Origin of the sequence: Streptomyces sp. Je 1-4 4N24 (assembly GCF_026239515.1) — a bacterium.
Lineage (GTDB): Bacteria > Actinomycetota > Actinomycetes > Streptomycetales > Streptomycetaceae > Streptomyces > Streptomyces nigrescens.
The window spans coordinates 1,352,428-1,378,417 of record NZ_CP110836.1; the positions used below are offsets into that span (position 1 = coordinate 1,352,428).

The following is a 25,990-nucleotide window of genomic DNA, read 5'->3' on the forward strand; positions in this document are numbered from 1 at the left end:
CTGAAGAGAGCAAGGCAGAACCCTCATGATTTTCGGGCTGCCCGGCTGCCATGACGACGCGGCCGGCGCACCCTCCTCACCCGTCACACTGCGCCGCCACCAAGGCCTCACCGGCCTCCGTCCGGAAATAGAGCACGGACCGTCCGGCCCGGCGGCGGTCGGCGAGCCGGGCATCGAGCAGCACCTTGAGGTGGCGGCCCACCGACCCCAGGCCCTGGCCGGTCAGCGCCACCAGCTGGGTGGTGCTCTTGGGAGTGCCCAGGAGGACGAGTACGCCCGCCCGCGCGGGTCCCAGCAACGCGCCCAGCGCCTCGGGCACCGCCGCCCGTCCGGTCTCGGCCAGCACGCCCGAGCACGGATACACCACGGCGGACCGCTGTTGCCCCGGGGCCGGGCCGGCGTCCCACGAGACCCAGCTCTGCTGCGGTGTGACGGGGACGAACAGCAGCCGCGCCCCGTCGAGTTCGCGCGGCGGATGGTCGTCCGCCGTGATCTGCAGCCGGTTCGCTCCGAGCCAGCGCATACCGGGGCGCATACCGGCCAGCGCCGCGGTCCAGCCGCCCCGGCTCAGCTGCGCGCCGCGGGTGAGGACATCGGCCTCCAGGACCCGCCGGCGTCGCGCCCAGTACGGCAGCACCGCTTCCTGCCACACCCACTCCAGCAGACCGGCGGTGCGCTCGGGCAGGTCGGCGGCGCGGCGCAGCGGACCGGGCAGCGGCCGGCCCCCCAGGGACACAGCCAGATCGGCGCGGACGGTGGCGGAGGAGGTTGCACGGACAGGCACCAACTCCGCGGCAAGAGACGGCAGTTCCGCTTCGGGATCACCGGCCGGCGTGGGCGTCAGGAAGGTCGCGTTCCAGCGGTGTCCGAGAGCGGCCCGGACCAGCGCGGCGGTGACCGGGTCATCGGCCAACCGCCGGCGGTAGGCGGGCAGATGGCGTTCGAGCCAGGCCCGCTCCCCCGGATGCGCGGCCGTGCCCCGGTGCAGGTTCTTCAGCGTGGCGAGGGTCTCGGCCAGCGGGGAGATCGCGAAACGGCTTCCGGCGAGGGTGTCCGCGCTCACTTCCCACCAGCCCATCTCCCCTCCCCCGCTTCCCCGCTCCGCGCCGTTCGCCGTGGTTTCGCCGGCCCGCGAAACAGTAACGCCCCGCCCGCACGGCCCCCGAGACTCCGGGACCGTGCGCACCTACCGACAACTCTTCCGTACACCGGAGTTCACCCCCTTCTTCCTGACCTCCGCCCTACAGGTGGGGGCACAGACGGTGAGCGGACTGGCCCTGGGCCACCGGGTCTACGCCGCGACCGGCTCCCCGCTGCTCTCCGCCCTGGCCATGTTCGGCCCGGCCCTCGCCCAGGTGATCGGGGCGGCGACCCTGCTGTCGGCGGCCGACCGGATCCCCCCGCGCGCCGCGCTGACCGGCCTGGCACTCCTCCTCGGCCTGGGCACCGCCGTCCAGGCCCTCCCGGGGCTGCCCGTGTGGGCGGCCTTCGCCGTCCTCCTGGCGCTCGGGCCGGTCTCCTCACTGGGCGGTGGAGTGCGCTACGGGCTGCTCCACGAGATCCTGGCCCGCGAGGGGTATCTGCTGGGCCGCTCGGTGCTCAATATGTCCACCGGTCTGCTGCAGATCTGCGGGTTCGCGGCCGGCGGTGTCCTCGTGACCGACCTGTCGGCGCGCGGCACCCTGCTCGCCGGGGCGGGGCTGTACGCCGCCACCGCGGCCGTCGCCCGGTGCGGTCTCGGCCGGCGGCAACCGCGCGCCGTGGGCCGGCCGTCGGTGGCCGACACCTGGCGCAACAACGCCCGTCTGTGGTCCGCCGGCCCCCGCCGCACCGTCTACCTCGCCCTGTGGGTGCCCAACGGGCTGATCGTCGGCTGTGAGTCCCTCTATGTGCCCTACGCGCCCCGGCACGCGGGGCTCCTCTTCGCCTGTGGCGCCCTCGGCATGCTGGCCGGGGACATCCTGATCGGCAGATACGTCCCCGGGCGGTGGCGGCCACGGCTCTGTGTCCCGCTGTGCCTGCTGCTCGCCGTGCCGTATCTGCTGTTCGCCGTCCGCCCGGCGCTCCCCCTCGCGCTGGCCGCCGTACTGCTCGCCACCGTCGGCTACGCGGCGAACCTCCCCCTGCAGGAGCGCCTGATGTCACTGACCCCGGACGAACTGAGCGGACACGCCCTGGGGTTGCACTCCTCCGGCATGCTGATCCTGCAGGGCGTCGGCGCCGCGCTGGCGGGCGCCGTCGCCGAGCGCACCTCGCCCACAACCGCGATGGCGGCGATGGCGGCGGCGTCGGTGGTGGTCACGGTTGCGCTGGCGCCCGGTCTCCGTCCTGGGGCTCCGGAACGGCGGCCGACGCAGGACGGCAACGTCAACAGCAACGACGACGACGGCGACGGCGACGGCGACGGCGACGACATCAGCGACGGCACCAGACCCCGCCGGAAAATGCCTGGGAAACTCGCTCCGGCGCAGCGGGAATTGCCCCCTTCACGCCCCTCGGCGGGGGCTTGAACGGCACCCCGGCCCGGGGCGTACGCGGCGCCCTTCACCCCCTCGCCCCAGCCCCGCACACCGCTGGTGACAGCATCCCCACATCCCCCCTGATCTGGGCTTTTTTGCCTGCCGAACCTACGATCGCCGGACAGGGAAGGGGGGACCGGATGGACCGGAACATCCGCACCGTGGAGGACGTACTCAGGCTCCTTGACGGCCTGTTCGCGCCGGAGGCCGACCGCTGGACGAGCGGGGCGGCCTCGTGGTGGGACGGGTTCTACGCGGACCGCGGCAGGGAGGTGCCGTTCTTCGTGGCGAAGCCGGACGAGAACCTGGTCTCGTACCTCGAACGCGGGCTGATCACCCCGGGCCGGGCCCTCGATCTGGGCTGCGGGCCGGGCCGCAATGCGCTCCATCTCGCCTCGCTGGGCTTCGAGGTGGACGCCGTCGACCTCTCCCCGGCGGCCGTCGCCTGGGCCGAGGAGCGCGCCCGGCAGGCGGGCGCCGAGATCGGCTTCCACTGCGGTGACGCCTTCACCCTCGCGGGCACCGCACTCAGCGGTCCCTACGACCTGATCCACGACTCCGGCTGCTTCCACCATCTGCCGCCGCACCGCCGCATCAGCTATCTCGCCCTGCTCGACCGGGTACTGGCCCCCGGGGGTCATCTCGCCCTCACCTGCTTCGCGGCGGGCGGGATGGGCTCCGAACTCCCCGACGGCGACTTCTACCGCCAGTCCCGTCTCCACGGCGGTCTCGCCTACACCCCGGAGTCGCTGCGCTGGATCTTCTCCGACCTGACGGAGGTCGAGCTGCGCCGTATGCACGACGAGCCGCCGGAGTCCCCGTCCTTCGGCGAACCCTTCCTCTGGACGGCCCTGTTCCGCCGCGACGCCCGGCCATGACCTCCACGGGGCGCGGCCGGGCCGGAGGCCCCCGCCGCACCCGTCGCCGTCGCCGCCCGCTGAGCCTTTCGCCAGGCCGCGTGTGTGCTGTCCGGGGCGCCCCGTTCACTCCCGGGGAGATGCGCCCGGCCCCTCGACGGGAGCCGGGTGCACCGGAGTTACTCCCGCGGCACCTCTTGACGCGCCCTTGACCGCCACCAAGAATGAGCGCGCTCTGACAACGTTGTCGGCCACGCGGGCCGTGCGCGCTCGTCCGCACGGGTCGGCCGGCTGTCCGGCGACCCAACCTCCGGAGGTCCGGATCCATGCCATGGCTCAGTCGTACCCGGCTGCGCACCGCGGGCGCGGTGCTGGCGGCCGCGCTCATCGGGAGCGCGCTCGCGGTCCCCGCCGCGCAGGCCGAGCCGCCCGGCGGCCCGCTCACCGACCTGGTCAACCCGTTCATCGGCAGCCAGAACGACGGCAACACCTACCCGGGTGCCGCCGTACCGTTCGGCATGGTGCAGCTCTCCCCCGATACCGGGCACTTCGCCGGCTACAGCTACGACGACGACCGCATCCGCGGCTTCAGTGCGGTGCACCTCTCGGGCGTGGGCTGCGGACTCGGCGGTGATCTGCCGGTGCTGCCCACCACGGGCGACATCACCGAGACCGACTATGCGAAGTACGCTTCCGGCTACCGCCATGACGACGAGTCGGCCCGGCCCGGCTATTACCGCGTCGGTCTGACCTCCTACGGCGGGATCACCGCCGAGCTCACCGCGACCGCACGCACCGGGAAGCAGCGCTACACCTTCCCGGCCACCGACAAGGCCAATGTGCTGCTCAACGCGGGCCAGTCACTGCACAAGACGGTCTCGACACGGGTCGAGGTGCTGGATTCCCGCACCATCCGCACCGCCATCACGGGCCGCGGTTTCTGCCAGGACACCCAGCCGTACACCGTCTACACGATCACCCGTTTCAACCGGCCGTTCACGTCGTACGGAACCTGGGACGGCGACAAGGTGACGGCCAGGTCGAAGGGGTCCACCGCCGGCGGCCGGCACGGTGCCTACGCCCGCTTCGACACCCGCACGGACCGCACCGTCGAGGCGACCACCGCCCTCAGCTACGTGGACGCGGCGGGCGCGGCCCGCAATCTGCGTGCCGAGGGCGGCAGTTCCTTCGACCGTACGAAGGCGGCGGCCGACGCCGCCTGGGAGCGGCGACTGGGGCTGGTGAAGACCCAGGGCGGCGACCGGACGCTGCGCCGGACCTTCTACTCCTCGCTCTACCGGTCCTTCCTCGCGCCGAACATCGGCAGTGACGTGGACGGGCGGTACACCGGATGGGACCGGAAGACGCATCGCGCCAAGGGGTTCACGTACTACCAGAACTGGTCGTTGTGGGACACCTATCGCACCCAGGCGCAGCTGCTGGCGCTGCTGGCGCCGGGCGAGTCCCGCGATATGGCGCTGTCGGTGCTGCGGATCGACAAGGAGAGCGGCTGGCTGCCCAAGTGGGGCTACGGGACGGTCGAAACGAACATCATGACCGGCGATCCGGTCACTCCCTTCCTCACCAACGCCTATCAGCAGGGGCTGTTGCGGGGCCATGAGGAGGAGGCGTACGCGGCGCTGAAGAAGAACGCCGACGGAGTGCCGCCGGACGGTTCGCCGGCCGTCGGCCGGGAGGCCAACGCGCCCTACCTGAAGGACGGCTTCGCCCCGTACATCAAGGGCCGCCCGCACACCAAGCCCGGCGACTCCGACTTCGACCACGGCGCCTCGGCGACCCTCGAATACGCCCTGTCGGACGCGATGCTGGCCCAGATGGCGCGCGATCTGGGACACGGCAAGGACGCCGACCGGTATGCGGCCCGCGCCCAGAACTACCGCAGGATCTTCGACAGTTCGACCGGCTTCTTCCGGGCCCGCGACGCCCAGGGCGCCTTCACCGGCCCCGCCGACCCGGCCAAGAGCGAGGGCTTCCACGAGGGCACGTCCTGGCAGTACCAGTGGCTGGTTCCGCAGGATCTGCCGGGGATGCTGCGGCTGATCGGCGGCAGGGACAGGGCCGATGAGCGCCTGGACTCGTTCTTCGCCTACCGGAAGCTGCTGAAGGACCCGGAGAAGACGGCCCGCGAGGTGTGGGTGAACGGCCCCTACGACTACTACAACGCGGACAAGTACAACCCGCAGAACGAGCCGGATCTGATCGCGCCGTACACCTACCTCTCCACCGGCCGCCCCTGGAAGACGACGGATGTGGTGCATGCGGCGCTGACGCTGTTCACCGACGCGCCGACCGGGATGACCGGGAACGACGATCTGGGGACGATGTCGGCGTGGATGGTGCTCTCCTCGATCGGGGTGTTCCCGGTACAGCCGGGCACCGACAGCTGGGGGCTGAGCACACCGGTCTTCGACCGGGTCGAGCTGACACTGGACCGGCGCTACTACCCGTCCGGGCACTTCACCGTCACGGCGCCCGGTACCTCCGCCACCCACCGCTATGTGCAGTCGGTCCGTCTCGACGGCGCCGACCACGACCGGACCTACCTCACCACCGGTGATCTGCGCTCGGGCCGTGAACTGGCCTTCACCGTGGGCACGGAGCCGTCCCGCTGGGGTACCGGCGAGCATGCCGCACCGCCGCCGGTGGGCACCGGCTCAGCCGCGCAGCAGCAGCCCGACCGCCGGCGCTGAGATCACCACGGCGGAGAGCAGCGCGGTGACGACCCGCCCCCGGGCGCCGGTCAGCGTCCTGCCCAGCACGGCGCCGCCCGCGGCCAGGAACAGCTGCCAGCTCACGGAGGCGGTGACCACGGCGGCCACGAAGGCGGCGGAGCCGGCGGCACCGGCCCCCGGGGCTCCCGCGCCACCGGCCAGCACCAGCGCGGAGAAGTAGAGGACCGCCCAGGGGTTGATCAATGTCAGCCCCAGGAAGGCGAGATAGGCCCGGCCGGGGCGTCCCAGGGCGTCCCGTGCCGGGCCCTCCTGCGTACCGCGGTGGCGCAGGGCCCGTACGGCGGTCCGGACCGCCATGCCGAGCAGGATGACGGCGGCGAGCGAGCGCAGCGGGCCCGCGGCCGGGGCGAGCGCACGGGAGAGGGCGGCGCCGCCGGCGACCGCGGCCAGCGCGTAGAGGCCGTCGGCGGTCGCCACCCCGAGCGCCGCCGAGGCACCGACCCGGAAGGAGGTCCGGGCGGTCACACTCACCAGCAGCACGGCCAGCGCGCCGACGGGCACGGCGAGCGCATAGCCCGCCCACAGCCCCGGCAGAAAGGCATCGGTCAGGATCTCGGTCATGCCGTTCAGCTTCGGGCGGGCCGATGTGGTGGGTCCATCGAAAGTTTCCGCAGGGAACCGTGTGGCATCTCCGTACGGTTGATGCGGGTCTTCCTCAACTACGCTCCCCCGCATGATCGATCCCCGGCTGCAGACCCTGCGCGTCCTCCATGAGCGGGGCACCGTCACCGCGACCGCCGAGGCCCTGCATCTGACGCCCTCGACGGTCTCCCAGCAGCTGCGGCAGCTGTCGGCCCGGCTCGGGCTGGAACTCCTGGAACCGGCGGGCCGAAACATACGCCTCACGCCTGCGGCGTTGGCGCTGGTCGAGCACGCCGATGCGCTGTTCGCACGCTGGGAGGAGGCCCGCGCGGATCTCGCGGGCCACGCGGACGGGGTGGCCGGACGGCTGCGGATCACCGGGGTGGCGACGGCGATCGCCGGGGTGATCGCGCCGGCGGCGGCGCGGCTGCGTGCGGAACTGCCACGGCTGACGGTGGAGATCGGTGAGGACCCGGGCGAGAACCGCTTCGAGCTGCTGCTGGCCGGCCGGGCGGATATCGCCGTGGTGATCCCGGCGCCGGGCGGCCCCCCACCGGACGATGCGCGCTTCCTCCAACAGCCGCTCCTGGAGGAGCCGCAGGACCTGCTGGTGCCGGCCGGGCACCGGTTCGCCGGACGGGCGGCGCAGGGGGTGGCACTGGCGGAGGCGGGCGGGGAGAGCTGGATCCGCGCCGGCGATCCGGCCGATCAGCATCAGCTGCTGCTGACCGCCTGTGCCACGGCGGGCTTCACCCCGCGGGTGCGTCATGACGCGGTGGACTGGTACGCGGTGGCCGCCCTGGTCGCGCACGGCTTCGGGATCTGTCTGGTGCCGAGGCTGGCGCCGGTGCCGGAGCGGTGTCCGGTCGTACGGGTGCCGCTGCGCGGGGAGCCGCTTCCGGTACGGCGGTTCCTGGCGGCCGTCCGGCGCGGCAGTGAGCGCCGGCCCCCGATCGCCCGCGGGCTGGCGGCGCTGCGCGCGGCCGAGGGCGAACGGGAGGCGAAGGGGGTGTGAGCGGACGCGGCGGGCGCGTCAGTGCTGCAGGGCCTGCCAGAACTCGTCGAACGACATCCGGCCGTCGCTGTCGGTGTCCCTGGCCTTGATGACCGCTTCGGCGACCGGGCCGGTGACGTACGCGTCGCCCATCTCGGCCATCGCGTGCTTGAACTCCTCCGGCGTGACCTGGCCGTCGCCGTCCGCGTCGAACCGGTCGAACGCCGCCCTGGCCTTCTCCATGTCTGCCATGAGAGGTGCCCCCTTCGTGGTGCTGCGCAGTACTGCGCGGTGGTGATACCTGGTGATCTGACCTGCGTACATTAGCGGACCGTCAACTGGCGTCCGGCCGCGCCCTCCGCCGGGCCAGATAGGGGGCGGTCCGGCTCCCCGGCGCGTGCGCGACCTCGGCCGGGGTGCCCGCCGCCACGATCCGGCCGCCGTCCGCTCCGCCGCCGGGACCGAGGTCGATGACATGGTCGGCGCCGGCCGCCACCCCCATGTCGTGCTCGACGACCACCACGGTGTGGCCGGCGTCGACCAGGCCGTGGAGCTGGCGCAGCAGCACCTCGGTGTCGGCGGGGTGCAGTCCGGTGGTGGGCTCGTCGAGGAGGTAGAGGGTGTGGCCGCGGCGGGTCCGCTGGAGTTCGGTGGCGAGCTTGATGCGCTGGGCCTCGCCGCCGGACAGCTCGGTCGCGGGCTGGCCGAGCCGCAGATAGCCCAGGCCCACGTCCTGGAGGGTGCGCAGACTGCGGGCGGCGGCCGGGATGTCGGCGAGGAAGTCCGCGGCGGTGTCCACGGTCATCGCGAGGACGTCGGCGACGGTGCGGTCCCGGTAGGTGATCTCCAGGGTTTCGGGGTGGTAGCGGGCGCCGTGACAGGCGGTGCAGGGCGCGTACGTGCCGGGCAGGAAGAGCAGTTCGACGGCGACGAAGCCCTCGCCCTGGCAGGTCTCGCAGCGGCCGGCGGCGACGTTGAAGGAGAACCGTCCGGCGGTGTAGCCGCGGGCGCGGGCCGCGTCGGTGGCGGCGAAGACCTTGCGTACGGCGTCGAAGAGGCCGGTGTAGGTGGCGAGGTTGGAGCGCGGGGTGCGGCCGATCGGCTTCTGGTCGACGCGCACCAGCCGGTCGATCGCCTCCAGGCCCTCGGCGCCGCTGAGTTGGGCGCGGGCCATCGGTCCGGCCTCGGTCCCGTCCTCGCCCGTATCGGTCGTCCCGTCACCGAGGTGCTCGCGCACGGCCTCCGCGAGCACCCGGGTGACCAGCGTCGTCTTGCCCGATCCCGAGACACCGGTGACGGCGGTGAAGACGCCGAGCGGGAAGGCGGCGTCCAGGCCGCGCAGATTGTGCAGGGTGACACCGTGCAGCGTGAGCGTGCCGGTGGGACGGCGCACTGTGCGCTCTGTGGGCGGTGCGGTGTCGAAGAGAAACCGGCGGGTGGCGGAGTCGGTGGCGTCCGCGAGTGCGGCGACGGGCCCGCTGTGCAGCACCTGTCCGCCGTGTTCCCCGGCGCGCGGGCCGATGTCGACGATCCAGTCGGCGCGTCGCACCACCTCCATGTCGTGCTCGACGACGAACAGCGAATTGCCCGCTTCCTTGAGCCGCCCGAGCACCGTGAGCAGGGACTCGGTATCGGCGGGGTGCAGGCCGGCGGAGGGCTCGTCCAGGACGTAGACGACGCCGAAGAGTCCGGAGCGCAGCTGGGTGGCCAGCCGCAGCCGCTGGAGTTCACCGGCGGACAGGGTGGGCGAGGGCCGGTCCATGCTCAGATAGCCCAGACCGAGTTCGGTGAGCACTTCGATCCGCGCGACCAGGTCGCGGGCCAGCGTCGGGGCCACCTCGTCGTCCGGCCGTGCGGCGGTGGGGCGCAGCAGCTCGGCGAGGGCGCCGAGCGGCATCCCGGCGAGGGTGGCGATGTCCTGGCCATGGAACGTCACGGCCAGCGCCTCGGGGCGCAGCCGCCGCCCGGCACACACCGGGCAGGGCTCGGCGACCATGAACCCCTGGACGCGCTTGCGCAGGGTCTCGCTCTTGGAGTCGGCGAAGGTGTGCAGCACATAGCGCCTGGCGCTCATGTACTGACCCTTGTAGGGGCGTTGGATCCGGCCCACGTCGCGCACGGGGTGGACGGTGACGACGGGCTGTTCGTCGGTGAACAGGATCCACTCTCGCTCGGCCGGCGGCAGCTCGCGCCAGGGCCGGTCGGTGTCGTGGCCGAGGGCCGCGAGGATGTCGCGGAGGTTCTTGCCCTGCCAGGCGCCGGGCCAGGCGGCGATGGCACCGTCCCGGATGGAGAGCGCCGGGTCGGGGACGAGGGACTGCTCCGTGACGCGGTGGACGGTGCCCAGCCCGTGGCACTCCGGGCAGGCGCCGGCCGCGGTGTTGGGCGAGAAGGCGTCCGAGTCCAGCCGTTCCGCCACGCCCTCCGGGTAGTCGCCGGCGCGGGAGAAGAGCATCCGCAGGGTGTTGGAGAGGGTGGTGACGGTGCCGACCGAGGAGCGGGAGGTGGGTGCGGAGCGCCGCTGCTCCAGGGCGACGGCGGGCGGCAGTCCGGTGATGTCCTCGACCTTGGGCGCGCCGACCTGGTGGATCAGCCGTCGGGCGTAGGGGGCCACCGACTCGAAGTAGCGGCGCTGCGCCTCGGCGTACAGGGTGCCGAAGGCGAGGGAGGACTTACCCGATCCGGACACCCCGGTGAACGCGACCAGCGCGTCCCTCGGGATGTCCACATCGATGCTGCGGAGGTTGTGCTCACGGGCGCCGCGCACCCGTACGTACGAGTCGGCCATCCCTCCATGATCAGGCACGGCCCGGCGTGGTCGGGCCACCGTCAGGGCGGGCCCGGGAGGTGTCTCAGCCGGCGGCCGTGGCGGCGCCGATCCGCTCGCGGGCCTCCTCCCAGGGCAGCGGGGTGGCGATGACCGCGCGCAGGGCCCGTATCCGGCGGGGCGGGAGGCCGGCCGCCAGGACTCCCACGGCGTGCCCGTCCCGTCCGTAGAGCGCGAGGACGCGCTGTTCCGCCCGGTCCAGAACGGTGGCCTCGACCCGGTCGGCGCCCGCGGTCAGCCCGTAGGCCTGGAGCTTGAGGTCGTACTGGTCGGACCAGAAGTACGGCACGGGGGCGAACGGGCGGCGTTCCGGGGCCGGGGTGTCCTCCGCCGCCCCGGTGGCTGCGGCCGTCGTGGCCAGTTCGGCCAGGAGATTGCGGGCGGCGGCCATGCCCTGTTCGGTGGCGTTCATCCGGTGCTCGAAGCGCAGGGGCCGGCCGTGGACCGGGTGGTCCCAGCGGGCCACATCGCCCGCGGCGTAGATGCCGGGGGCGGCCGCGCAGTACGCGTCGCAGCGCAGCCCGTCGGTGGTGTCCAGGGCCGGGTCGGCCAGCCATTCCACCGCGGGCCGGGAGCCGATCGCCAGCAGCACGAGATCGGCCGGCAGCCGGCTGCCTCCCCCTCCCCTGGCGGCTACGCCCCCACTGCCGGGGGGACCCCCACTGGCTACGCCCTCACTGGCGGGGGTACCCCCACTGGCCAGCCGTACGGCGGTGACCTGCGGGTCGGAGCCGTCCGGGTCGGCGGGCGCGGTCTCGAATCCGCCCACCGCGCCGGTGAGCAGCCGTACGCCCCGGGCGCGGTGCTCCTCGGCGAGCAGTTCGCCGACCTCGGTGCCGACGGCGGCGGCCATCGGTGTCTCCTCGATGCCGACGAGAGTGACCTCGTGTCCCAACTCCCGTGCCACCGCGGCGGCTTCGCAGCCCAGTACGCCGTTCCCGACGATGACCAGGCGCCGGCCCGGGGTACCCAGCCGGCCGCGCAGTGCCAGTGCCTCGTCGAGGGTGCGCAGGGTGTGCACCCCGGCGATGCGGTCGGCACCGGGCAGGGTGCGGGCCGTGACACCGGTCGCGATGATCACGCCGGCGCATGCCAGCCTCTCCCCGCCGTCGAGGGTGAGGGTGCGGGTGGCCACATCGAGGCCGGTGGCCCGGGTGCCGAGCCGCAGATCGAGGCCGAGCGGGGCGAGCTGCTCCTCGGTGCGCAGCAGCAGCCGGTCCGGCTCCCAGGCGCCGTGCAGCAGTTGCTTGGACAACGGCGGCCGGTCGTACGGGAGATGGGGCTCGTCACCGATGAGGGTGAGCGGGCCGCGCCAGCCGCCGCGGCGCAGCGCCTCGGCCGCGGCGAGGCCGGCCGCGGAGGCGCCGACGACGGCGATCGGCCGGGCGGTCATGCGTGTACCTCGATCACGGCGGCCGGGCAGATGGCGGCCGCCTCACGGACCGCATCGTGCTGCCCGGCGGACGGTTCGGCGTCGAGCAGCACCACCACGCCGTCCTCGTCGCGCTGGTCGAAGACCTCGGGGGCGATCAGCACGCACTGTCCGGCGGCGCAGCACTTGTCGGCATCAAGGGTGATCTTCATGGCAGAAGGCTCCATGGGAGTTGCTGGGGAGTGAAGGGGGAATCCGGCCGCGGTCGGGCCGCCCGGCGGTGGTGCCGTGGTCACCAGGTGACGGGCAGGGCATGACAGCCGTAGATCGCCATATCGGTGCGGAAGGGGATCTCGTCGAGGGGCACCGCGGGCCGCATCGTGGGGAAGCGGCGCAGCAAGGTGCCGATCACCACCTGGAGTTCGACCCGGGCCAGCGCCTGGCCGAGGCACTGGTGGATGCCGTAGCCGAAGGCGACATGGTGCTGGGCGTTGGGGCGGTGCACATCGAGGCGGTCGGCGTCGGGGAAGACGTTCTCGTCGCGGTTGGCGGACGGGACTGCCACGACGACGCCCTCACCGGCCCGGATGAGGTGGCCGTCGATCTCGATATCGGCGGTGGCGACCCGGCGCGGTCCGTTGCGGATGATGCTGTGGAAGCGCAGCAACTCCTCGACGGCGCCACGGATCAGGCCGGGCTCCTGACGCAGCCGCTCGGCGGTCTCCGCGTCGCGCATCAGGGTCAGTGCGCTCAGGCCGATCATGTTGGCGGTGGTCTCGTGCCCGGCGATCAGCAGCAGGGCGGCGAACGCGGCCACCTCGTCGTGGCCGATCTCACCGGTCCGTTGCTGCTCGACGATGAGCCGCCCGAGGATGTCGCCCCCCGGGTCCGCTTCCTTGGCGGTGACCAACCGGTCGAGGTAGTCGCGCAGTTCGAGGCGGGCGGTCTCCCGCTCGTCGTCGGGGACGGTGCGCGAGAGCAGGGTGCCGGTGAGCCGCTGGAAGACGTCGTGGTCGTCGTACGGGACGCCCAGCAGCAGGCTGATCACCAGCGACGGGACCGGCAGCGCCAGCGCCTCGACGAGGTCCACTCCGCCGTGCGCACCCCGCTCGGCGCGCTCCATCAGGTCGCAGAGTTCCTCCGTGATCCGCTGGATCTCCGGGCGCAGCGCCTCGACCCGCTTGACCATGAACTCCCGGGTGACCATCCGGCGCAGCCGGGTGTGCTCGGGCGGGTCCCGGCGGATGAAGCCGCGGTTCTCGGTGCTGCCGCCGCCGGTCATCCCGCTGAGCGGGTAGCCGTGGACGGTGGTGTCGGAGCTGAAGCGGGTGTCGCCGAGGATCGTCCGGATATCGCTGTAGCGCGTGGCCAGCCAGGCCCAACCGCCGTCCGGGAGAGCGATCTTGGAGATCGGCTGCCGGGTGCGCAGGGTGCCGAATGCGGCGGGAGGATCGAAGGGGCAGCCGCTCGGGGGTTCCACGGGCAGCGGCGCCGGGGCGGTGGAAAGTGTCATCTCGCTCATCTCGCTTGGTGCGCGCACACCGGCAGGGGCGTGCGCCATGAGCCGAACGTTCGCCTAACACCCGTAAACTTACATGTGTAGTGCACGCATCGCGACGCCGGGGGGTGGTGTGCGTGACAGTGCCTCAGGGAGACGGTTTCGGCGCTGCGCGGAGCGGCCGGTGTGACAGGGACTGAGCGGAGCGCCGGAAGCGCAGCTCAGCGCTCCAGCAGCAGCTGCAGCATTTCGTCCACGAACCGGTCCAGCCGGCTGGTGTCCTTGCGGCTCGGCATGACCTGCCAGAGCGTGACCCGGCCGTGCACCGCCGACCACAGCACGTACGGCGCCTCGGACCGCGAGCCGCGCACCCGCCATCCGGCGTCCTCACAGGCCGTCAGAGCCTGCTGCCAGCTGCGCACCAGCAGCCCGGCGGGGTGCCCGGCGAGCCGCTCGGGATGGACCGGGGTCTGCCGGGTCTCGTAGAGCAGGCGGTAGGTGGCGGGGTGCGCGACGGCATAACGGCAGTAGGCGCGCAGCTGGGCGCGCAGCCGCTCCACCGGGTCGTCCGCCGCCTTCGCCGCGGCCCCGGCCATCGCCTCCGCGAGGCGCTCATAGCTGACTTCGAGGGTCGCCCAGACCAGCTCGGTCTTGTCGGAGAAGTGCCGGTAGATGCTCGGCGCGGCCACACCGGCCGCACGGGCCACCGCCCGCAGCGACAGCGCGTCCTCGCTGCCGACCTCCTCCAGAAGCCGCTCGGTGGCCCGCAGGAGTTCCTCCCGCAGACGCTCGCCCTGTCCACGCGGATTACGGGCCCGGACGGCCGCTCGCTCGCTCACTGCCCTCCGGTTCCTTCCCTGACCTGGCCGATGGGGTGCTGCGCCAGGGTTTCACACCGGGGCCGGTGCGGCCTACGTGAGGACGGCGCGGGGCCGCCGGGGACCGCGCGGGCCACGGTTCACCGGCCCCTCGTCAGCCCGTCGGCCGCGGCGCCCCGGCTCAGCACCGCCGTGCCGATCGACGTGCGGACCCGGTCGTGGCCGCCGGTCGTGGCGAGATTGCGCACCCGGACCCGCTTGCCCTGCTCGACGAGCTGCGGGAGGTATTCGGCCGTGGTGACCCGCCAGCGCCGGCCGGCGCGGTGCGGCGGCGCGAACCGGAAGCGGGCGATGCTGCCCCAGTTGCCCCACGGCTTCTTCATGACGCCGGAGAGCTGGTCACCGAGGCCGTAGACGACCCAGGTGCCGTTGACCTTCTCGTACGGCTGCGGGGTGTGCGCACGGGTACCGACGATCAGATCGATGTCGGGCCGGCCGGCGGTCTCGGAGGCGGTGAGCGCACGGGCCAGCCGGATCTGCCGTGCGTCGGGGGCCGTTCGGTACTCCGTGCCCCAGTACGGGCTGACGACCACGACATCGGCGCCTGCCCGGCGGGCCGCCCGGGCATCCTTGATGATCCGTTTCTCGTCGAGCAGATTCACCGTCCACGGCGCGTATGCCGGGCGCCGCCCGCCCCCGGTGCCGTAGGTGTACGCGAGCTGGGCGACCCGTGCGCCGCCCGGGGCCCGCAGCAGCGCCGGGCGGGCGCCCTCGGCGGCGTCCCGGGCCGAGCCGGTGTGGCGCAGCCCGACGGTGTCCAGGGCCTCCAGAGTGCGCTGCACACCCGGCACTCCGCGGTCGAGGGCGTGGTGGGAGGCGGTGGCGCAGGCGTCGTAGCCGGTCGCCTTCAGCGCGGTGGCGATCTGCGGTGGCGCCTGCAGGACCGGGTGCCCGGTGAAGGGCCCGCTCAGCGGTCCGAGCGGCGCGTCGAGATGACACAGCGCCAGGTCGGCGGAGGAGATGACCGGCCGCACGCCCTTGAGCATCGGCCGGTAGTCGTAGCCGTCGTGCGGTGCGTCACGCCGGGCGGTGGCGAGGACCTCGGGGTCGGAGGGGAGGACGTCCCCTGCGGCGACCAGGGTGAAGGGCTGCCGGCCGGCGCCCTCGGTGACGGGGGCGCCCGCATGGGCCCGCGGTGCGGGTTCCGGGGTGGGCCGCGTGGCCGGCCGTGGGACGGAGTGCGGGCTGGTGCAGCCCACGGCCAGCGCGGCGAGCAGGGCTGCTGCTGCATACCGTGTGTACGCGCTCATGCCCGACAGATATCAGCGGGGACATGACCGGAAATCCCTCCGTGCGCCGGTGTCCGCGGCTCTCCCCCATACGGACTCACGACTGCCGCCATCGGGCCGGACGCCTCACGGGACCTCCGGTTCCGTCTCCTCCAGGGCCGCTGCCTCGTCCCGTGCCGCCTGCGCCTCGGCCGGGCGGTCCAGCGCCGCCAGCACCTCGGCGAGGGTCTGCAGGGCGCCGGCGAGATGGTGCCGGCCGAGGAGACCGGCACAGGCACGGTGGAGGTCGACGGCTTCCTGAGCGAACGGCAGGCCTTCGACCGGACGGTCCAGCTTCGCCAGCAGCTCACCGAGGGTGTGCAGCGAAAGCGCGAGGCCGGCCCGGTAGCGGCGGTCGTCGGCATCGGACCCCGCCACCCTCCGCCAGCGGTCGACGGCTTCCCGGGCGAACGGCAGTGCCTCGGCCGGGCGGTCCAGCTGCACCAGCAGCCGGACGAGGGCGCGCAGGAACAGGGCGAGCGTGATGCCGCGGCGCGGGTCCGCGCCGGCCTCGACCAGTTCACGGCGGAGGGCGACGGCCTCCTCCACGTACGGCAGTCCTTCGGCCGGACGGTCCAGCTGCCCCAGCAGCTCACCGAGGAGGCACAGAGACCGGGCGAGAGCGATACGGCGGAGCGGGTCCGCGCCGGCCTCCGCCGGCCCGCGGCGGAGCGCAACGGCTTCCTCCAGGAGCGGCAGGGCCTCGGCCCGCCGGTCGTGCTGCTTCAGCCATGAGGAGCGGTAGTGCAGGGCGGCGGCGAGGGCGGGGCGCCGGCGGTCGGGGTCGGCCTCGGCCAGGCCACGGTAGAAGGCCACGATCTCCTCGGGCTCCCCCTTCAGGGCGAGGGCTTCGTCCTGTGCGGCCCGCGCCGCGGCCGGGCGGTCCAGCGCCGTCAGGAGTCCGCCGAGCGTGCCCAGGCACTCGGCGAGGACGGAACGATGGCGAGCGAGTTCGGTCTCCCCCAGGGGACGGCAGATGTAGACGGCTTCCTCGGCGTACGGCAGGCCTTCGGCCGGGCGGTCCACCTTCGCCAGCAGCTCACCGAGGGTGCGCAGGGACCGGGCAAGGGCGAGGCGGTAGCGAGGGTCCGCGTCGGCCTCGGCCTGGCCGCGTTCGTTGGCCACGGCCTTCCTGGCCGCCCGCAGCTGTCCGCCCCACCGCACCTTCGCCGGGATCGCGCCCCATCGGCGCCCCTCTCTCCGCACCATCACTTCACCGTCCCCGGATCCGGCCCGCCGGGCCGCGCTCCGTCCGTCGCGTGCACGTGGTGACCGAACGGTCCGGCGCCGCGGAGCAGGCCTCCGTGCCCCGGCCGAGCTGCCCGTCCATCCGCAGGGGCGCGGCGAACACCCTGGCCACAGGCCACCGCCGGCCGGCCCTGCGGCCAGCCTTGACCAGCGCCACCGCCCTCAGCGACCGCCATGCGGGTAGTTCAGCGGGTCCGCTCCGCCGCCCGGGGTATGGCTCGTCCTCGGCCGCAGGGGCCCCCGGCGGGACCGGTCGTCCCGGTTCAGGACCCGAGGCCCGCGCCCCAGCACTAGCCTGCGGCCGTATGACCCATGACTCCCTTCGGGACCGTGAGCCGCTGCATGTGACGGTGTGGGACGAGGCACCGCCCGGTGCGCCGCGGGCGGTGCTGGTACACGGCACGATGAGCTGGGGCACGGAGTGCTTCGCGAAGCAGCGGCCGCTGGCCGGGAGGTTCCGTCTCGAACTCGTCGACCGGCGCGGCTTCGGCGACAGCCCGGACATCGAGCGGAGCGACTACACGGTCGACGCCGAGGACATCGGTCAACTCCTGGGCAGCGGAGCGCACTTGGCCGGCCACTCCTACGGGGCGGCCGCCGTGATGCTGGCCGCGTCGGCCCGCCCGGAGGCGGTGCGGTCAATGACCCTCATCGAGCCGTCCCCGCTGCGCACCGCGGCCGCCCATCCCACCGTGGCGGAGGCGCTGGAACGAATCCGGGCGTCGTTCGGAGACATGGACGAGGAGCTGAGCCCGGAGGACCATCTGCGGCGGTCCACCGAGCCGTACGGGCTGCCGCTGCCGGAGCTGACCCCACGGCTGCTGCGCGCGGTGCGGTCGGCGATGCGCGAACGCCCCGTATGGGACGCGGAGCTTCCGCTCGGTCCGCTGGCCGCGGCCACCATGCCCAAGACCGTCATCAACGGGACCTGGGAGACCGTCCACCCCGACTACCGGGACTTCACCGGCACTGCGCTGATGGCCTGCGGCGAGTACCTCGCCGGGGCGATCGGTGCCCGCCATGTGCGGGTGAGCGGCGCCGGGCACGCACCGCACCAGGACCGGCCGGAGGAGGTCAACGCCGTCCTCACCCGGCTGTGGCAGGGCTGACCCGGGCGACCGGGCGCAGGCCTGTCCTTCGGATCCCCCCGCCGCCCCCGGCCTCAGGCCACCTCGATGCCGTACTCCTGCACCAGCGCCTCCAGGCCACCGGGGAAGCCCCTGCCGCCCGCCACGAAGTCCCAGTCGCCGCCCGCCCGTTGCCGGAACGAGCCGAGCACCAGCGCGGTCTCGCCCGGCCGCCCCTCCGAGACCTCCAGCTGCCCCAGCTCCTCCCCCGACGCGTCCAGCAGCCGGATCCGGGCGTCGGTGAAGCCGGCGAGATCGGCGTCGGGGTTGACCTGGGGGTCGATCGCCGCGACCAGGACCAGCCGGTCGGCGTCCGGCGGCAGCGCCTCGAACCGCACCTGCATCGCGGCCCGGTCGGGGGCGAAGCCGGGCAGCATCCGCACCGAGCCATCCGGGTTGCGCGGATTGTTGTAGAAGACGAAGTGCTCATCGCTCAGGACGCTGGTCCCCTTGCACACCAGGGCGCAGACGTCGAGGGCGACCTCGCCGGACCAGTTCATGCCGAGGACGTTGTGGTCCGGTGCCTCATCGGGGGCGGCGGAGCCGGTGGGAGCATCTCCGCCGAGCCGTCCGCGCAGTCCGTAGCGGCCGAGAAGATCGACGAGTTCGGAGCCGGCGATCAGGCTGAGCGGTTTGCCGTTGGCGAAGGTGTGGGCGCCGGGGCCGAAGCGGGAGGTCGTCACCAGCACGCCCTTGTTGGCGCCTTCGGACTGGACGGTGCCGTAGAGGTCGCGGACGGCGGTCGGCGGGACGGTGTGGCGGTAGCGCTTGACCTGCACCACGATCTTGCCACCGCGGATCGGGTCGGGATCCAGGGCGTCCACATCGACCCCGCCGTCGCCGGAGCGCTGGGTGGTCACGGCCTGCATGCCCATGGCGCGGAACAGCTCGGCGATCAGATTCTCGAAGGCGATCGGATCCATCTCGTACAGATCCGGTTCGCTGTCGGTGCCGTGGGAGACGACCCCGCCCCCGACGTCGTCCGGAAGGCGTGCGGGGCGTACCGCGGTCCGCTGGTCGGGGCGCGCGGCGAGCTGGCCGCGCAGCCCGTCGGTGAGGCACTCCACCGCGCTGACCTGCGCGAGGTGGAAGGTGTCAAAGGCGCTGCGGGGCGCCATGACGGTCGCCAGACACACCTGGGCCGGGCGGCCGGTCACCGGGTCGACATCGTCCACGAACCCGTTCAGGGCCACCGAGTCCAGCGTGCCGTAGGTGTCGGCGGCGAAGAGGTCGCGCAGCACCAGCAGCACGCTCTGGGCCAGGACATCGCGGTAGAGCGCCCGGCGCTGCGCGGCCGGCCGGGCGGTCTCCTTCTCCTGGTCGGCGGTGGGCATGTACCGGACGGATTTGGCCTCCGGCACGATGTCGTAGCCCGGGAGCTCCCAGTCCAGGACGAGCTGGCGGGCCGTCGGGTCGTAGGCGGCGGCGACCTGCCGGGGGAAGCCCTCCGGCCAGGCGGTGGAGGAGTACAGCGCGGCGGAGAAGTACTCGACGGCCGCGTCCGGCTCGCCGTCGCGCAGACCGTCCAGCAGCTCCGCCATCCCGGCGTTGTGCTGCCGGATCTCGGCCAGGGCGCCCGCGGCCCACTGGTCGTACTGCTGCCGGTAGGCCGCGAGTTGGGCCTGCCGCCGGCTCTCCGCGGCCTGCGCGGCGTACCAGTCCTGCTCGAAGCGGGCGCGGGCCTCCCCCTGGGCGCGGTCGCGGCGGACACCGACCTGCCACCCGCCCGGCGGTGCCTGATAGCGCGCCGGGTCGGGCATCGGGACCGGGGTGGCGAGGGCGCCGGGCGCGAACTCCTCGATGCGCTCGGGGCGCAGCAGCGCGGCCGGGGAGAACGCGGGGGCGCGGCAGCCTTCGGCGAGGAGGCCGGTCAGTGTGGCGACCCGGCCGTCCAGCTCCTCGGTGCGGCGGCGGGCGTCGGCCTCGCGCTGCTGCCGGTAGGCGGCCTGCCGCTCGCGGTGCATCCGCGCCATGGCGCGTTCGGCGTCCCTGGCCTGCCGTTCCTGGTCGCGCTGCTGCTGGGCCCGCGCGCGGCGCTGGGCTTCCTGCTGGCGCTGCTGCTGCCGCTGCGCCTCGGCCCAGATGGCCATTAACCCATGGGAACGGCGGCTCATGTCGCTCTGTGTCCTCCCCCCGGGGCGGCTGCCCCCGGACCCTGTGGAAGCGGTTTCACCTGCGCTGTTGGGGAGACCTTAGCGGGGGAGCGAGAGGCCGGTCACGGTCGGGTACGAAGATTTCGGCCCACTTCGCAAGGTGCCTTCGCGGGTGCGGGCCGGCCGTCGTTCCGGGCGTCACCCGGCCGCCGTTGCGGGCCCCGGGCCGGACCTCATCCGGCCGCCGCCGCCCGCAGCTTCGCCGCCGTGACGGCCGGGTCATAGCCGTCGGGCACCCCCGGCACCAGCACCGCCTCACCGTCGATGTGGCGGGTGCGCAGCGGCAGGATCTCCGCGTAGGCAGGCGAGTCGTACCAGCCGCGGGCCCGTGCCAGGTCGGGGAATTCGATGATGACGACGGCTCCGGGCCAACTGCCTTCCCTGACCTCCACTTCGGCGCCGTGGACGAGGAAGTGGCCGCCGAAGGGGTCCAGGGTCGCCTGGATCCTCTCGATGTACTCGAAGATCTCCGGGTGCGGGGCGGCGGGGCGGAGGTGGGCGACGGCGTATGCGGTCATGGGACTGCCTTCCGGTGCGTCGGTGGTGCGGTGACGCCCACGGTTCCAGCCGTCGGGGTACGGGTCGATTACCTCCGGGGTCATCGTGGGCGGCCGGCGGCCCTCTGGTGTGCCGGGCGGTGCGTCCGGTACCCCTCGCAGCGGGGCATGCCGCCAGGCCCGTCCCACCGCCCGCGCCGTTCCGTCCGTCCCCCGGCGCACCCCGCCCTCCCGTCCGTCACGAAGGGATCCCGCCATGGACGACCTCCTGCACTTCCGGGCCGCCGGCACCAGCCTGGTGCTGGACCTCTCCGGCACCGGTCTGCCGCGCATCGTGCACTGGGGCGCCGACCTCGGGGCGTCCGCGCCCGGCCGTCTCGCCGGGCTGCGCGCCGCCGATGTCCCCCAGACCGTCCCCAATGCGCTGGACGAGCCGGTTCCGCTGAGTGTGCTGCCGCAGCAGTCCGCGGGCTGGCTCGGCACCCCGGGGGTGAGCGGCCATCGTGCGGGCCGTGCCGCCGCGCCCGCGTTCACGGTGCACGGCACGTCCGTACAGGACGAGAGCCGATCGCTGACGGTCGAGGCGGTGGACCCGGACGGCGGTCTGGCGCTGTCGCTGGAGCTCGGGCTGACCGGTGCGGGGCTGGTGCGGCTGCGCGCGGCGGTCACCAACACCGGCGACGGGCCGTACCACCTCAGCGAGCTGACGCCCGCCCTGCCGGTCCCCGCCCAGGCCACCGAGCTGCTCGATCTGACCGGCCGGCATCTGCGGGAACGCGCCCCGCAGCGGCATGCGTTCACGCTGGGCACACATCTGCGGGAGAGCCGGCGCGGGCGCACCGGCAGCGATGCGACGCTGCTGCTGACCGCCGGGGAGGCGGGCTTCGGTTTCCGGTCCGGTGAGGTGTGGGGGCTGCATGTGGCCTGGAGCGGCAACCATCGCTCGCTCGCGGAGCGCACCCCGGCCGGGCAGGCGGTGCTGGCCGGTGGCGAACTGCTGCTGCCCGGCGAGCTCCGGCTGGCCCCGGGCGCCACCTACCGCTCCCCCTGGCTCTACGGCTCCTACGGACGCAACGGCCTGGACGAGCTGGCCGGCCGCTTCCACCGCGAGCTGCGGGCCCGTGACGGGCACCCCGCCTCCCCTCGGCCGGTCACCCTCAACACCTGGGAGGCGGTGTACTTCGACCAGGACCTGGCCACGCTGGAACGGCTGGCGCGGGCGGCGGCCGAGGCCGGAGCGGAGCGGTTCGTGCTGGATGACGGGTGGTTCCGGGGGCGACGGGACGACCACGCCGGGCTCGGCGACTGGTACGTGGACGCGGAGGTCTGGCCGGACGGGCTGCGGCCGCTGACCGACACCGTGCGGGGGCTGGGGATGCAGTTCGGGCTGTGGGTCGAGCCGGAGATGATCAACCCGGACTCGGATCTGGCCCGCGCACATCCGGACTGGGTGCTGGCCGCCTCCCCGTCGCGGCTGCCGCCGGCCTCCCGCCATCAGCAGGTCCTCGATCTGGCACGCCCCGAGGCGTATGCGTATGTCCTCGCACGGCTGGACACTCTGCTGCGCGAGCACCGTATCGACTATCTGAAGTGGGACCACAACCGCGATCTCGTGGACGCCGCCGCGCACCACCAGACGACGGCCGCCTACCGGCTGATGGACGAACTGCGCGCGCGGCACCCGCAGTTGGAGATCGAGTCCTGTGCGTCCGGTGGCGCCCGGGTGGATCTGGGAGTGCTGGAGCGCACCGACCGGGTGTGGACCAGCGACTGCATCGATGCGCTGGAGCGGCAGCGGATCCAGCGCTGGACCGGGCTGCTGCTGCCGCCGGAGCTGCTCGGCGCGCATGTGGGGGCGCCGGTCGCGCACACGACGGGGCGGCGGCACACCCTCGACTTCCGGGCGGGGACCGCGCTGTTCTGCCATTTCGGGATCGAGTGGGACCTGACGGCGGCGAGCGCGGCCGAGCGGGCGCGGCTGGCCGAGTGGGTGGCGCTCCACCGGGCGCTGCGACCGCTGCTGCACAGCGGGACGGTGGTGCACGGCGACCATCCCGACCCGGCGCTGTGGGTGCACGGCGTGGTGGCCGGGGACGCCGGGCGGGCGGTGTTCGCGCTGGTGCAGATGGCGACGAGCGTGCAGTCCCCGGCCGGGCGGGTGCGGCTGCCGGGGCTGGACCCGGACGCGGACTACCGGCTGGCGCCGCTGGCGCCGGGTGACCGCCCGGAGGGGCCGGTCGCCTCGGCGCTGCCCTGGTGGGAACGGGGTGTGACACTGCCGGGCCGGGTGCTGGCCGAGGTGGGGGTGCAGGCGCCAACGCTGTTCCCGGAGCGGCTGGTGCTGCTGGAGGCCGTACGGCTCTGAGCCGGTGCCGGTGCCGGTGTCGGTGGCGGTGCCGGCGACGCGACCGGCGGGGCCGGGGCAGGTGGGACCGGGGCGGCCGCCGGCGCGGCACCGGAAACCACCGGCTCCTGGCCGGATTTCGCTTCGCCGTTGCCTTCGCCCCTTTGTGGCATTACCTTTGTCGCCGTGACTACCGGGTCGGCCATGTGCCATGAGCGAGTGAGGTTCCCGGTCACCACGTGACCGCCCGGCGGGCGACAAGAGGCCCGCCCCTCCGCTATTTCAGTTTTCGCGCGATTCGCGCTCCACTTCCACCTGCGGGTTCGGCCCGCGCACGGGTTTCTCCCTGCCTGCGCGCCTCTTCCCCAGGAAATTTCCGCGCCTCGCGCGCTTTCCGTTTCCGCCTTTCCGGCGCTCCGCACCACGGTCGAACGCCCTTCGTCCCGTGGTCAGTTCGCCCTGCCCCGCGAGCGGTTCTCCCTCTCGCCCGCAGGGCTTCTTCGCCCTGCCTTCGCGGGCTCATCCGCACTCCCCCATCCTGGAGAAACACCGCATATGCCGATCGATTTCAACCGACAGATCATCGAGGAGTTCCGCGCCAACGGCGGTCGCGTCGGCGGCCCCTTCGAGGGCGGCCGCCTGCTTCTGCTGACCACCACGGGCGCCCGGTCCGGTGCCCCGCACACCACCCCGCTCGGCTACCTTCCCGACGTCGACGGGCGTGTCCTGGTCATCGCCTCGGCGGCCGGCGCTCCGAAGCACCCGGCCTGGTACCACAATCTGCTGGCCCATCCCCGTGTCACCGTCGAGGCAGGTGTCTTCACCTACGAGGCGCAGGCCGTTGTCCTGGAGGGCGACGAACGCGACCGCGCCTTCGCCCGTGCGGCCGAGGCCGATCCCGGGTGGTCCGATTACCAGGAGAAGACGGAGCGGATCCTTCCCGTGGTGGCCCTGGAGGAAATTCCCGCCGGGCCACCGAATATCAACGCCTCCTCGGTGGGCGCCGCACTCAAGGCCGTACACGACGGCTTCCGCCGGGAACTCGCCCTGATCCGCAAGGAAATCGCCACCTCGGGCCCCGGTCTCGGCGCCCAGCTCCGGGTGAACTGCCTCTCCTTCTGCCAGGGGCTGCACAATCACCACACCGGTGAGGACGCCGGAATGTTTCCGATGCTCGGCCGGTATCATCCCGAACTCGCACCGGCCCTGGAGCGTATGCAGCAGGAACACGAGAAACTCGCGGTTCTCCTCGCCGCCCTGCAGAAAGTCATCTCCGCAGAGGACGCGGATCCGCAGCTGGTGCTCTCCGAGGTCGAGCGCCTCACGGCGGCAGTGGAAAACCATCTCACCTATGAGGAGGAGCAGTTGATTCCGATTCTCGACGGAGGGGCCTGCTGAGCCGAGGCAGCCGCCGGGCGGGCACGACGTTCAGATCGCGCCGTCGTGACCCGCCCAGTACGGATCCCGCAGCCGCCGTTTGAAGAGCTTTCCCGACTCGTCGCGCGGCAGCCGCTCCTCGAAGACCACGGCCCGGGGGACCTTGTAGCCGGCGAGCCGCGCACCGACATGGGCGCGTACCGTCTCGGCGCTGAGCAGCACACCGGGTTCGGTCTCCAGATGCACGGCGAGGACCTCGCCGAACTCCTCGTCGGGGATGCCGAAGACCGCCACGTCACGGACACCGTCGAGGGCGAGGAGACAGCCCTCGATCTCCGCGGGGTAGATGTTGACCCCGCCGGAGATGACCATGTCGTTGCGGCGGTCGCTGAGGTAGAGGTAGCCGTCCGCGTCGAGATGGCCGATGTCCCCGATGGTGACGTACCCGGGCAGGCCCGGCGCCTCCATGGCGGCGCGTTTGTCCGGGTCGCCGAGGTAGGTGAACCGGGGCCAGTCGTCGGCGGGTTTGAGGTAGATGTCACCGGTGGCACCGGTCGGCAGCGGTTCCCCGCCGGGGCCGAGGACCGCGACCCCGCAGGTTCCGGTGGCCCGTCCGACGGTGCCGGGGTGGGCCAGCCACTCCGCGCTGTCGCACCAGGTCACCGCGCCGGTCTCGCTGCCGCCGTAGTACTCCCGCAGGACCGGCCCCAGCCAGTCGATCATGGCGTGTTTGATATGCGGCGGGCAGGGCGCGGCGGCATGCACGACGGAGGTGAGCGAGGACAGGTCGTAGCCCTCGCGGACGTCCTTGGGCAGGCGCAGCAGCCGGACGAACATCGTGGGCACGACCTGGACCTGCTCGATGCGGTGGTGGGCGATCAGCCGGAGGAACTCCTCGGCGTCGAAGCGCGGCATCAGGGTGATGTCCAGACCGGCGGCGAGGGCGAGGACGGCGTGCTGGCTGGGCGAGGCGTGGTAGAGCGGGGCGGGGATGAGCGTACGGCCGCCCGGGGCCACGGCGAAGTACTCCAGAAACCGCAGCACCCCTTCTTCCAGCCGGTCCATGGCGACGGGTTCGCGCAGCACTCCCTTGGGGCGCCCGGTGGTTCCGGAGCTGTAGATGATGGTGGGCGGGCGTTCCGTGGCGGCGTTCCGCAGCGGTGCGCAGCCTTCCAGCCAGTCGTCGAGCAGCGGGTGGGCACCGGTGGGCGGCGGCAGGGCGATCCCGCAGGCGGCCGCGACCCCGGCCGGGACGGCCACCTCGACGATCCGTACGCCGTCGGGAAGCACGGCGGACACCGCGGCGAGCAGGTCGGTGTGCACAAAGACGACCTTGCTGCCGCTGTCGGCGAGCACATGGCGCAGCTCGTGGTGCCGGAAGTGCCAGTTGACAGGGACCGCCGAGGCCCCGAGCAGAGCGGCTCCGGCGGTGATCTCCAGATGGGCGGGCTCGTTGCGCAGCACGACGGCGATCCGGTCGCCGGGCTCAACTCCCCATTCCTTCAGGCCGGTGGCGATCCGCGCCGCACGTTCGAGGAAGGCCGGATAGTCGCGTTCATGGCCCGCGCAGCGGATGACCGGGGCGCCGGCGGCGGATCGGGCGACGGCTTCCATGGTGCCTCCAGTGAGTGCGACCGGACGGCTCATTGAACCGGCAAGACGCGTTCCCCGCCAGGGCGCTGACCCCGCGTCAGTC

20 protein-coding genes are annotated in these 25,990 nt (G+C 73.1%); 7 read left to right on the forward strand and 13 right to left on the reverse strand.

Annotated features, from left to right (window positions below; all coding sequences use genetic code 11):
* Positions 1 to 76 precede the first annotated feature (76 nt).
* The gene (locus tag SLV14N_RS05625) at positions 77 to 1,078 is read right to left on the reverse strand and encodes a helix-turn-helix transcriptional regulator (protein ID WP_263268383.1); all 1,002 of its coding nucleotides are present in this window, start codon (positions 1,076 to 1,078) and stop codon (positions 77 to 79) included.
* Positions 1,079 to 1,178: 100 nt separating this feature from the next.
* On the opposite strand from SLV14N_RS05625, the gene SLV14N_RS05630 reads away from it, so the two are divergent.
* The 3 genes from SLV14N_RS05630 (at position 1,179) to SLV14N_RS05640 (ending at position 6,087) form a co-directional block, all read left to right on the forward strand.
* Positions 1,179 to 2,510 (forward strand): MFS transporter, encoded by a 1,332-nt coding sequence (locus SLV14N_RS05630; protein ID WP_263268384.1) that lies wholly within the window; start codon positions 1,179 to 1,181, stop codon positions 2,508 to 2,510.
* Between the two features lie 149 nt (positions 2,511 to 2,659).
* Positions 2,660 to 3,397, forward strand: a complete 738-nt coding sequence (locus SLV14N_RS05635; protein ID WP_263268385.1) for a bifunctional 2-polyprenyl-6-hydroxyphenol methylase/3-demethylubiquinol 3-O-methyltransferase UbiG — start codon at positions 2,660 to 2,662, stop codon at positions 3,395 to 3,397.
* Positions 3,398 to 3,702: 305 nt separating this feature from the next.
* The gene (locus SLV14N_RS05640) at positions 3,703 to 6,087 is read left to right on the forward strand and encodes a GH92 family glycosyl hydrolase (RefSeq protein ID WP_263268386.1); all 2,385 of its coding nucleotides are present in this window, start codon (positions 3,703 to 3,705) and stop codon (positions 6,085 to 6,087) included.
* Here the strand turns inward: SLV14N_RS05640 and SLV14N_RS05645 are convergent.
* Positions 6,052 to 6,690 (reverse strand): LysE family transporter, encoded by a 639-nt coding sequence (locus tag SLV14N_RS05645; RefSeq protein WP_208680032.1) that lies wholly within the window; start codon positions 6,688 to 6,690, stop codon positions 6,052 to 6,054. The genes SLV14N_RS05640 and SLV14N_RS05645 overlap by 36 nt on opposite strands.
* A gap of 112 nt (positions 6,691 to 6,802) precedes the next feature.
* Between SLV14N_RS05645 and SLV14N_RS05650 the strand changes: the two genes are divergently transcribed.
* Positions 6,803 to 7,726, forward strand: coding sequence for a LysR family transcriptional regulator (locus SLV14N_RS05650; protein WP_263268387.1), 924 nt, complete (start codon positions 6,803 to 6,805; stop codon positions 7,724 to 7,726).
* Between the two features lie 18 nt (positions 7,727 to 7,744).
* On the opposite strand, the gene SLV14N_RS05655 is transcribed toward SLV14N_RS05650, so the two are convergent.
* The 8 genes from SLV14N_RS05655 to SLV14N_RS05690 form a co-directional block, all read right to left on the reverse strand.
* Entirely contained in the window at positions 7,745 to 7,957 is a 213-nt protein-coding gene (locus tag SLV14N_RS05655) for an EF-hand domain-containing protein (RefSeq protein ID WP_208680034.1), read from the reverse strand.
* A gap of 82 nt (positions 7,958 to 8,039) precedes the next feature.
* Positions 8,040 to 10,493 (reverse strand): excinuclease ABC subunit UvrA, encoded by a 2,454-nt coding sequence (gene uvrA, locus SLV14N_RS05660; protein WP_263268388.1) that lies wholly within the window; start codon positions 10,491 to 10,493, stop codon positions 8,040 to 8,042.
* A 64-nt stretch (positions 10,494 to 10,557) separates the two neighbouring features.
* Entirely contained in the window at positions 10,558 to 11,925 is a 1,368-nt protein-coding gene (locus tag SLV14N_RS05665) for an NAD(P)/FAD-dependent oxidoreductase (RefSeq protein ID WP_263268389.1), read from the reverse strand.
* Positions 11,922 to 12,116, reverse strand: coding sequence for a ferredoxin (locus SLV14N_RS05670; protein ID WP_263268390.1), 195 nt, complete (start codon positions 12,114 to 12,116; stop codon positions 11,922 to 11,924). Before SLV14N_RS05670 ends, SLV14N_RS05665 begins: the two co-directional genes overlap by 4 nt.
* An 80-nt stretch (positions 12,117 to 12,196) precedes the next feature.
* Entirely contained in the window at positions 12,197 to 13,417 is a 1,221-nt protein-coding gene (locus tag SLV14N_RS05675; RefSeq protein WP_263268391.1) for a cytochrome P450, read from the reverse strand.
* 206 nt (positions 13,418 to 13,623) lie between these two features.
* Positions 13,624 to 14,241: a TetR/AcrR family transcriptional regulator gene (locus SLV14N_RS05680; protein WP_263268392.1), complete on the reverse strand. Its 618-nt coding sequence runs from the start codon at positions 14,239 to 14,241 to the stop codon at positions 13,624 to 13,626.
* Between the two features lie 119 nt (positions 14,242 to 14,360).
* Positions 14,361 to 15,530: a CapA family protein gene (locus SLV14N_RS05685; RefSeq protein WP_263268393.1), complete on the reverse strand. Its 1,170-nt coding sequence runs from the start codon at positions 15,528 to 15,530 to the stop codon at positions 14,361 to 14,363.
* 105 nt (positions 15,531 to 15,635) lie between these two features.
* Positions 15,636 to 16,757: a tetratricopeptide repeat protein gene (locus tag SLV14N_RS05690; RefSeq protein ID WP_263268394.1), complete on the reverse strand. Its 1,122-nt coding sequence runs from the start codon at positions 16,755 to 16,757 to the stop codon at positions 15,636 to 15,638.
* A gap of 344 nt (positions 16,758 to 17,101) precedes the next feature.
* Here SLV14N_RS05690 and SLV14N_RS05695 point away from each other — a divergent pair, with 344 nt between their 5' ends.
* The gene (locus SLV14N_RS05695) at positions 17,102 to 17,905 is read left to right on the forward strand and encodes an alpha/beta fold hydrolase (RefSeq protein WP_263268395.1); all 804 of its coding nucleotides are present in this window, start codon (positions 17,102 to 17,104) and stop codon (positions 17,903 to 17,905) included.
* A gap of 53 nt (positions 17,906 to 17,958) precedes the next feature.
* Here the strand turns inward: SLV14N_RS05695 and SLV14N_RS05700 are convergent, their stop codons facing one another.
* Positions 17,959 to 20,013: a restriction endonuclease gene (locus SLV14N_RS05700; RefSeq protein WP_263268396.1), complete on the reverse strand. Its 2,055-nt coding sequence runs from the start codon at positions 20,011 to 20,013 to the stop codon at positions 17,959 to 17,961.
* A gap of 236 nt (positions 20,014 to 20,249) precedes the next feature.
* On the reverse strand, positions 20,250 to 20,594 hold the full coding sequence (locus SLV14N_RS05705) for a DUF1330 domain-containing protein (RefSeq protein WP_263273027.1): 345 nt from the start codon (positions 20,592 to 20,594) through the stop codon (positions 20,250 to 20,252).
* A gap of 235 nt (positions 20,595 to 20,829) precedes the next feature.
* Between SLV14N_RS05705 and SLV14N_RS05710 the strand changes: the two genes are divergently transcribed.
* Together SLV14N_RS05710 and SLV14N_RS05715 are read left to right on the forward strand one after the other, a co-directional pair.
* Complete coding sequence (locus SLV14N_RS05710) at positions 20,830 to 22,938, forward strand: alpha-galactosidase (RefSeq protein WP_263268397.1); 2,109 nt, start codon at positions 20,830 to 20,832, stop codon at positions 22,936 to 22,938.
* 534 nt (positions 22,939 to 23,472) lie between these two features.
* On the forward strand, positions 23,473 to 24,315 hold the full coding sequence (locus SLV14N_RS05715; protein WP_263268398.1) for a nitroreductase/quinone reductase family protein: 843 nt from the start codon (positions 23,473 to 23,475) through the stop codon (positions 24,313 to 24,315).
* A gap of 30 nt (positions 24,316 to 24,345) precedes the next feature.
* Here SLV14N_RS05715 and SLV14N_RS05720 read toward each other — a convergent pair whose 3' ends face one another.
* The gene (locus tag SLV14N_RS05720; protein ID WP_263268399.1) at positions 24,346 to 25,908 is read right to left on the reverse strand and encodes an AMP-binding protein; all 1,563 of its coding nucleotides are present in this window, start codon (positions 25,906 to 25,908) and stop codon (positions 24,346 to 24,348) included.
* Positions 25,909 to 25,990 lie beyond the last annotated feature (82 nt).

Coding starts and splice junctions, on each gene's coding strand:
- SLV14N_RS05685 (WP_263268393.1), bottom strand. CDS start 15,530: ATGAGCGCGTACACACGGTATGCAGCAGCAGCCCTGCTCGCCGCGCTG.
- SLV14N_RS05690 (WP_263268394.1), bottom strand. CDS start 16,757: ATGGTGCGGAGAGAGGGGCGCCGATGGGGCGCGATCCCGGCGAAGGTG.
- SLV14N_RS05695 (WP_263268395.1), top strand. CDS start 17,102: ATGACCCATGACTCCCTTCGGGACCGTGAGCCGCTGCATGTGACGGTG.
- SLV14N_RS05635 (WP_263268385.1), top strand. CDS start 2,660: ATGGACCGGAACATCCGCACCGTGGAGGACGTACTCAGGCTCCTTGAC.
- SLV14N_RS05705 (WP_263273027.1), bottom strand. CDS start 20,594: ATGACCGCATACGCCGTCGCCCACCTCCGCCCCGCCGCCCCGCACCCG.
- SLV14N_RS05670 (WP_263268390.1), bottom strand. CDS start 12,116: ATGAAGATCACCCTTGATGCCGACAAGTGCTGCGCCGCCGGACAGTGC.
- SLV14N_RS05700 (WP_263268396.1), bottom strand. CDS start 20,013: ATGGCCATCTGGGCCGAGGCGCAGCGGCAGCAGCAGCGCCAGCAGGAA.
- SLV14N_RS05645 (WP_208680032.1), bottom strand. CDS start 6,690: ATGACCGAGATCCTGACCGATGCCTTTCTGCCGGGGCTGTGGGCGGGC.
- SLV14N_RS05675 (WP_263268391.1), bottom strand. CDS start 13,417: ATGACACTTTCCACCGCCCCGGCGCCGCTGCCCGTGGAACCCCCGAGC.
- SLV14N_RS05720 (WP_263268399.1), bottom strand. CDS start 25,908: ATGGAAGCCGTCGCCCGATCCGCCGCCGGCGCCCCGGTCATCCGCTGC.
- SLV14N_RS05715 (WP_263268398.1), top strand. CDS start 23,473: ATGCCGATCGATTTCAACCGACAGATCATCGAGGAGTTCCGCGCCAAC.
- SLV14N_RS05625 (WP_263268383.1), bottom strand. CDS start 1,078: ATGGGCTGGTGGGAAGTGAGCGCGGACACCCTCGCCGGAAGCCGTTTC.
- uvrA (WP_263268388.1), bottom strand. CDS start 10,493: ATGGCCGACTCGTACGTACGGGTGCGCGGCGCCCGTGAGCACAACCTC.
- SLV14N_RS05710 (WP_263268397.1), top strand. CDS start 20,830: ATGGACGACCTCCTGCACTTCCGGGCCGCCGGCACCAGCCTGGTGCTG.
- SLV14N_RS05665 (WP_263268389.1), bottom strand. CDS start 11,925: ATGACCGCCCGGCCGATCGCCGTCGTCGGCGCCTCCGCGGCCGGCCTC.
- SLV14N_RS05640 (WP_263268386.1), top strand. CDS start 3,703: ATGCCATGGCTCAGTCGTACCCGGCTGCGCACCGCGGGCGCGGTGCTG.
- SLV14N_RS05655 (WP_208680034.1), bottom strand. CDS start 7,957: ATGGCAGACATGGAGAAGGCCAGGGCGGCGTTCGACCGGTTCGACGCG.
- SLV14N_RS05650 (WP_263268387.1), top strand. CDS start 6,803: ATGATCGATCCCCGGCTGCAGACCCTGCGCGTCCTCCATGAGCGGGGC.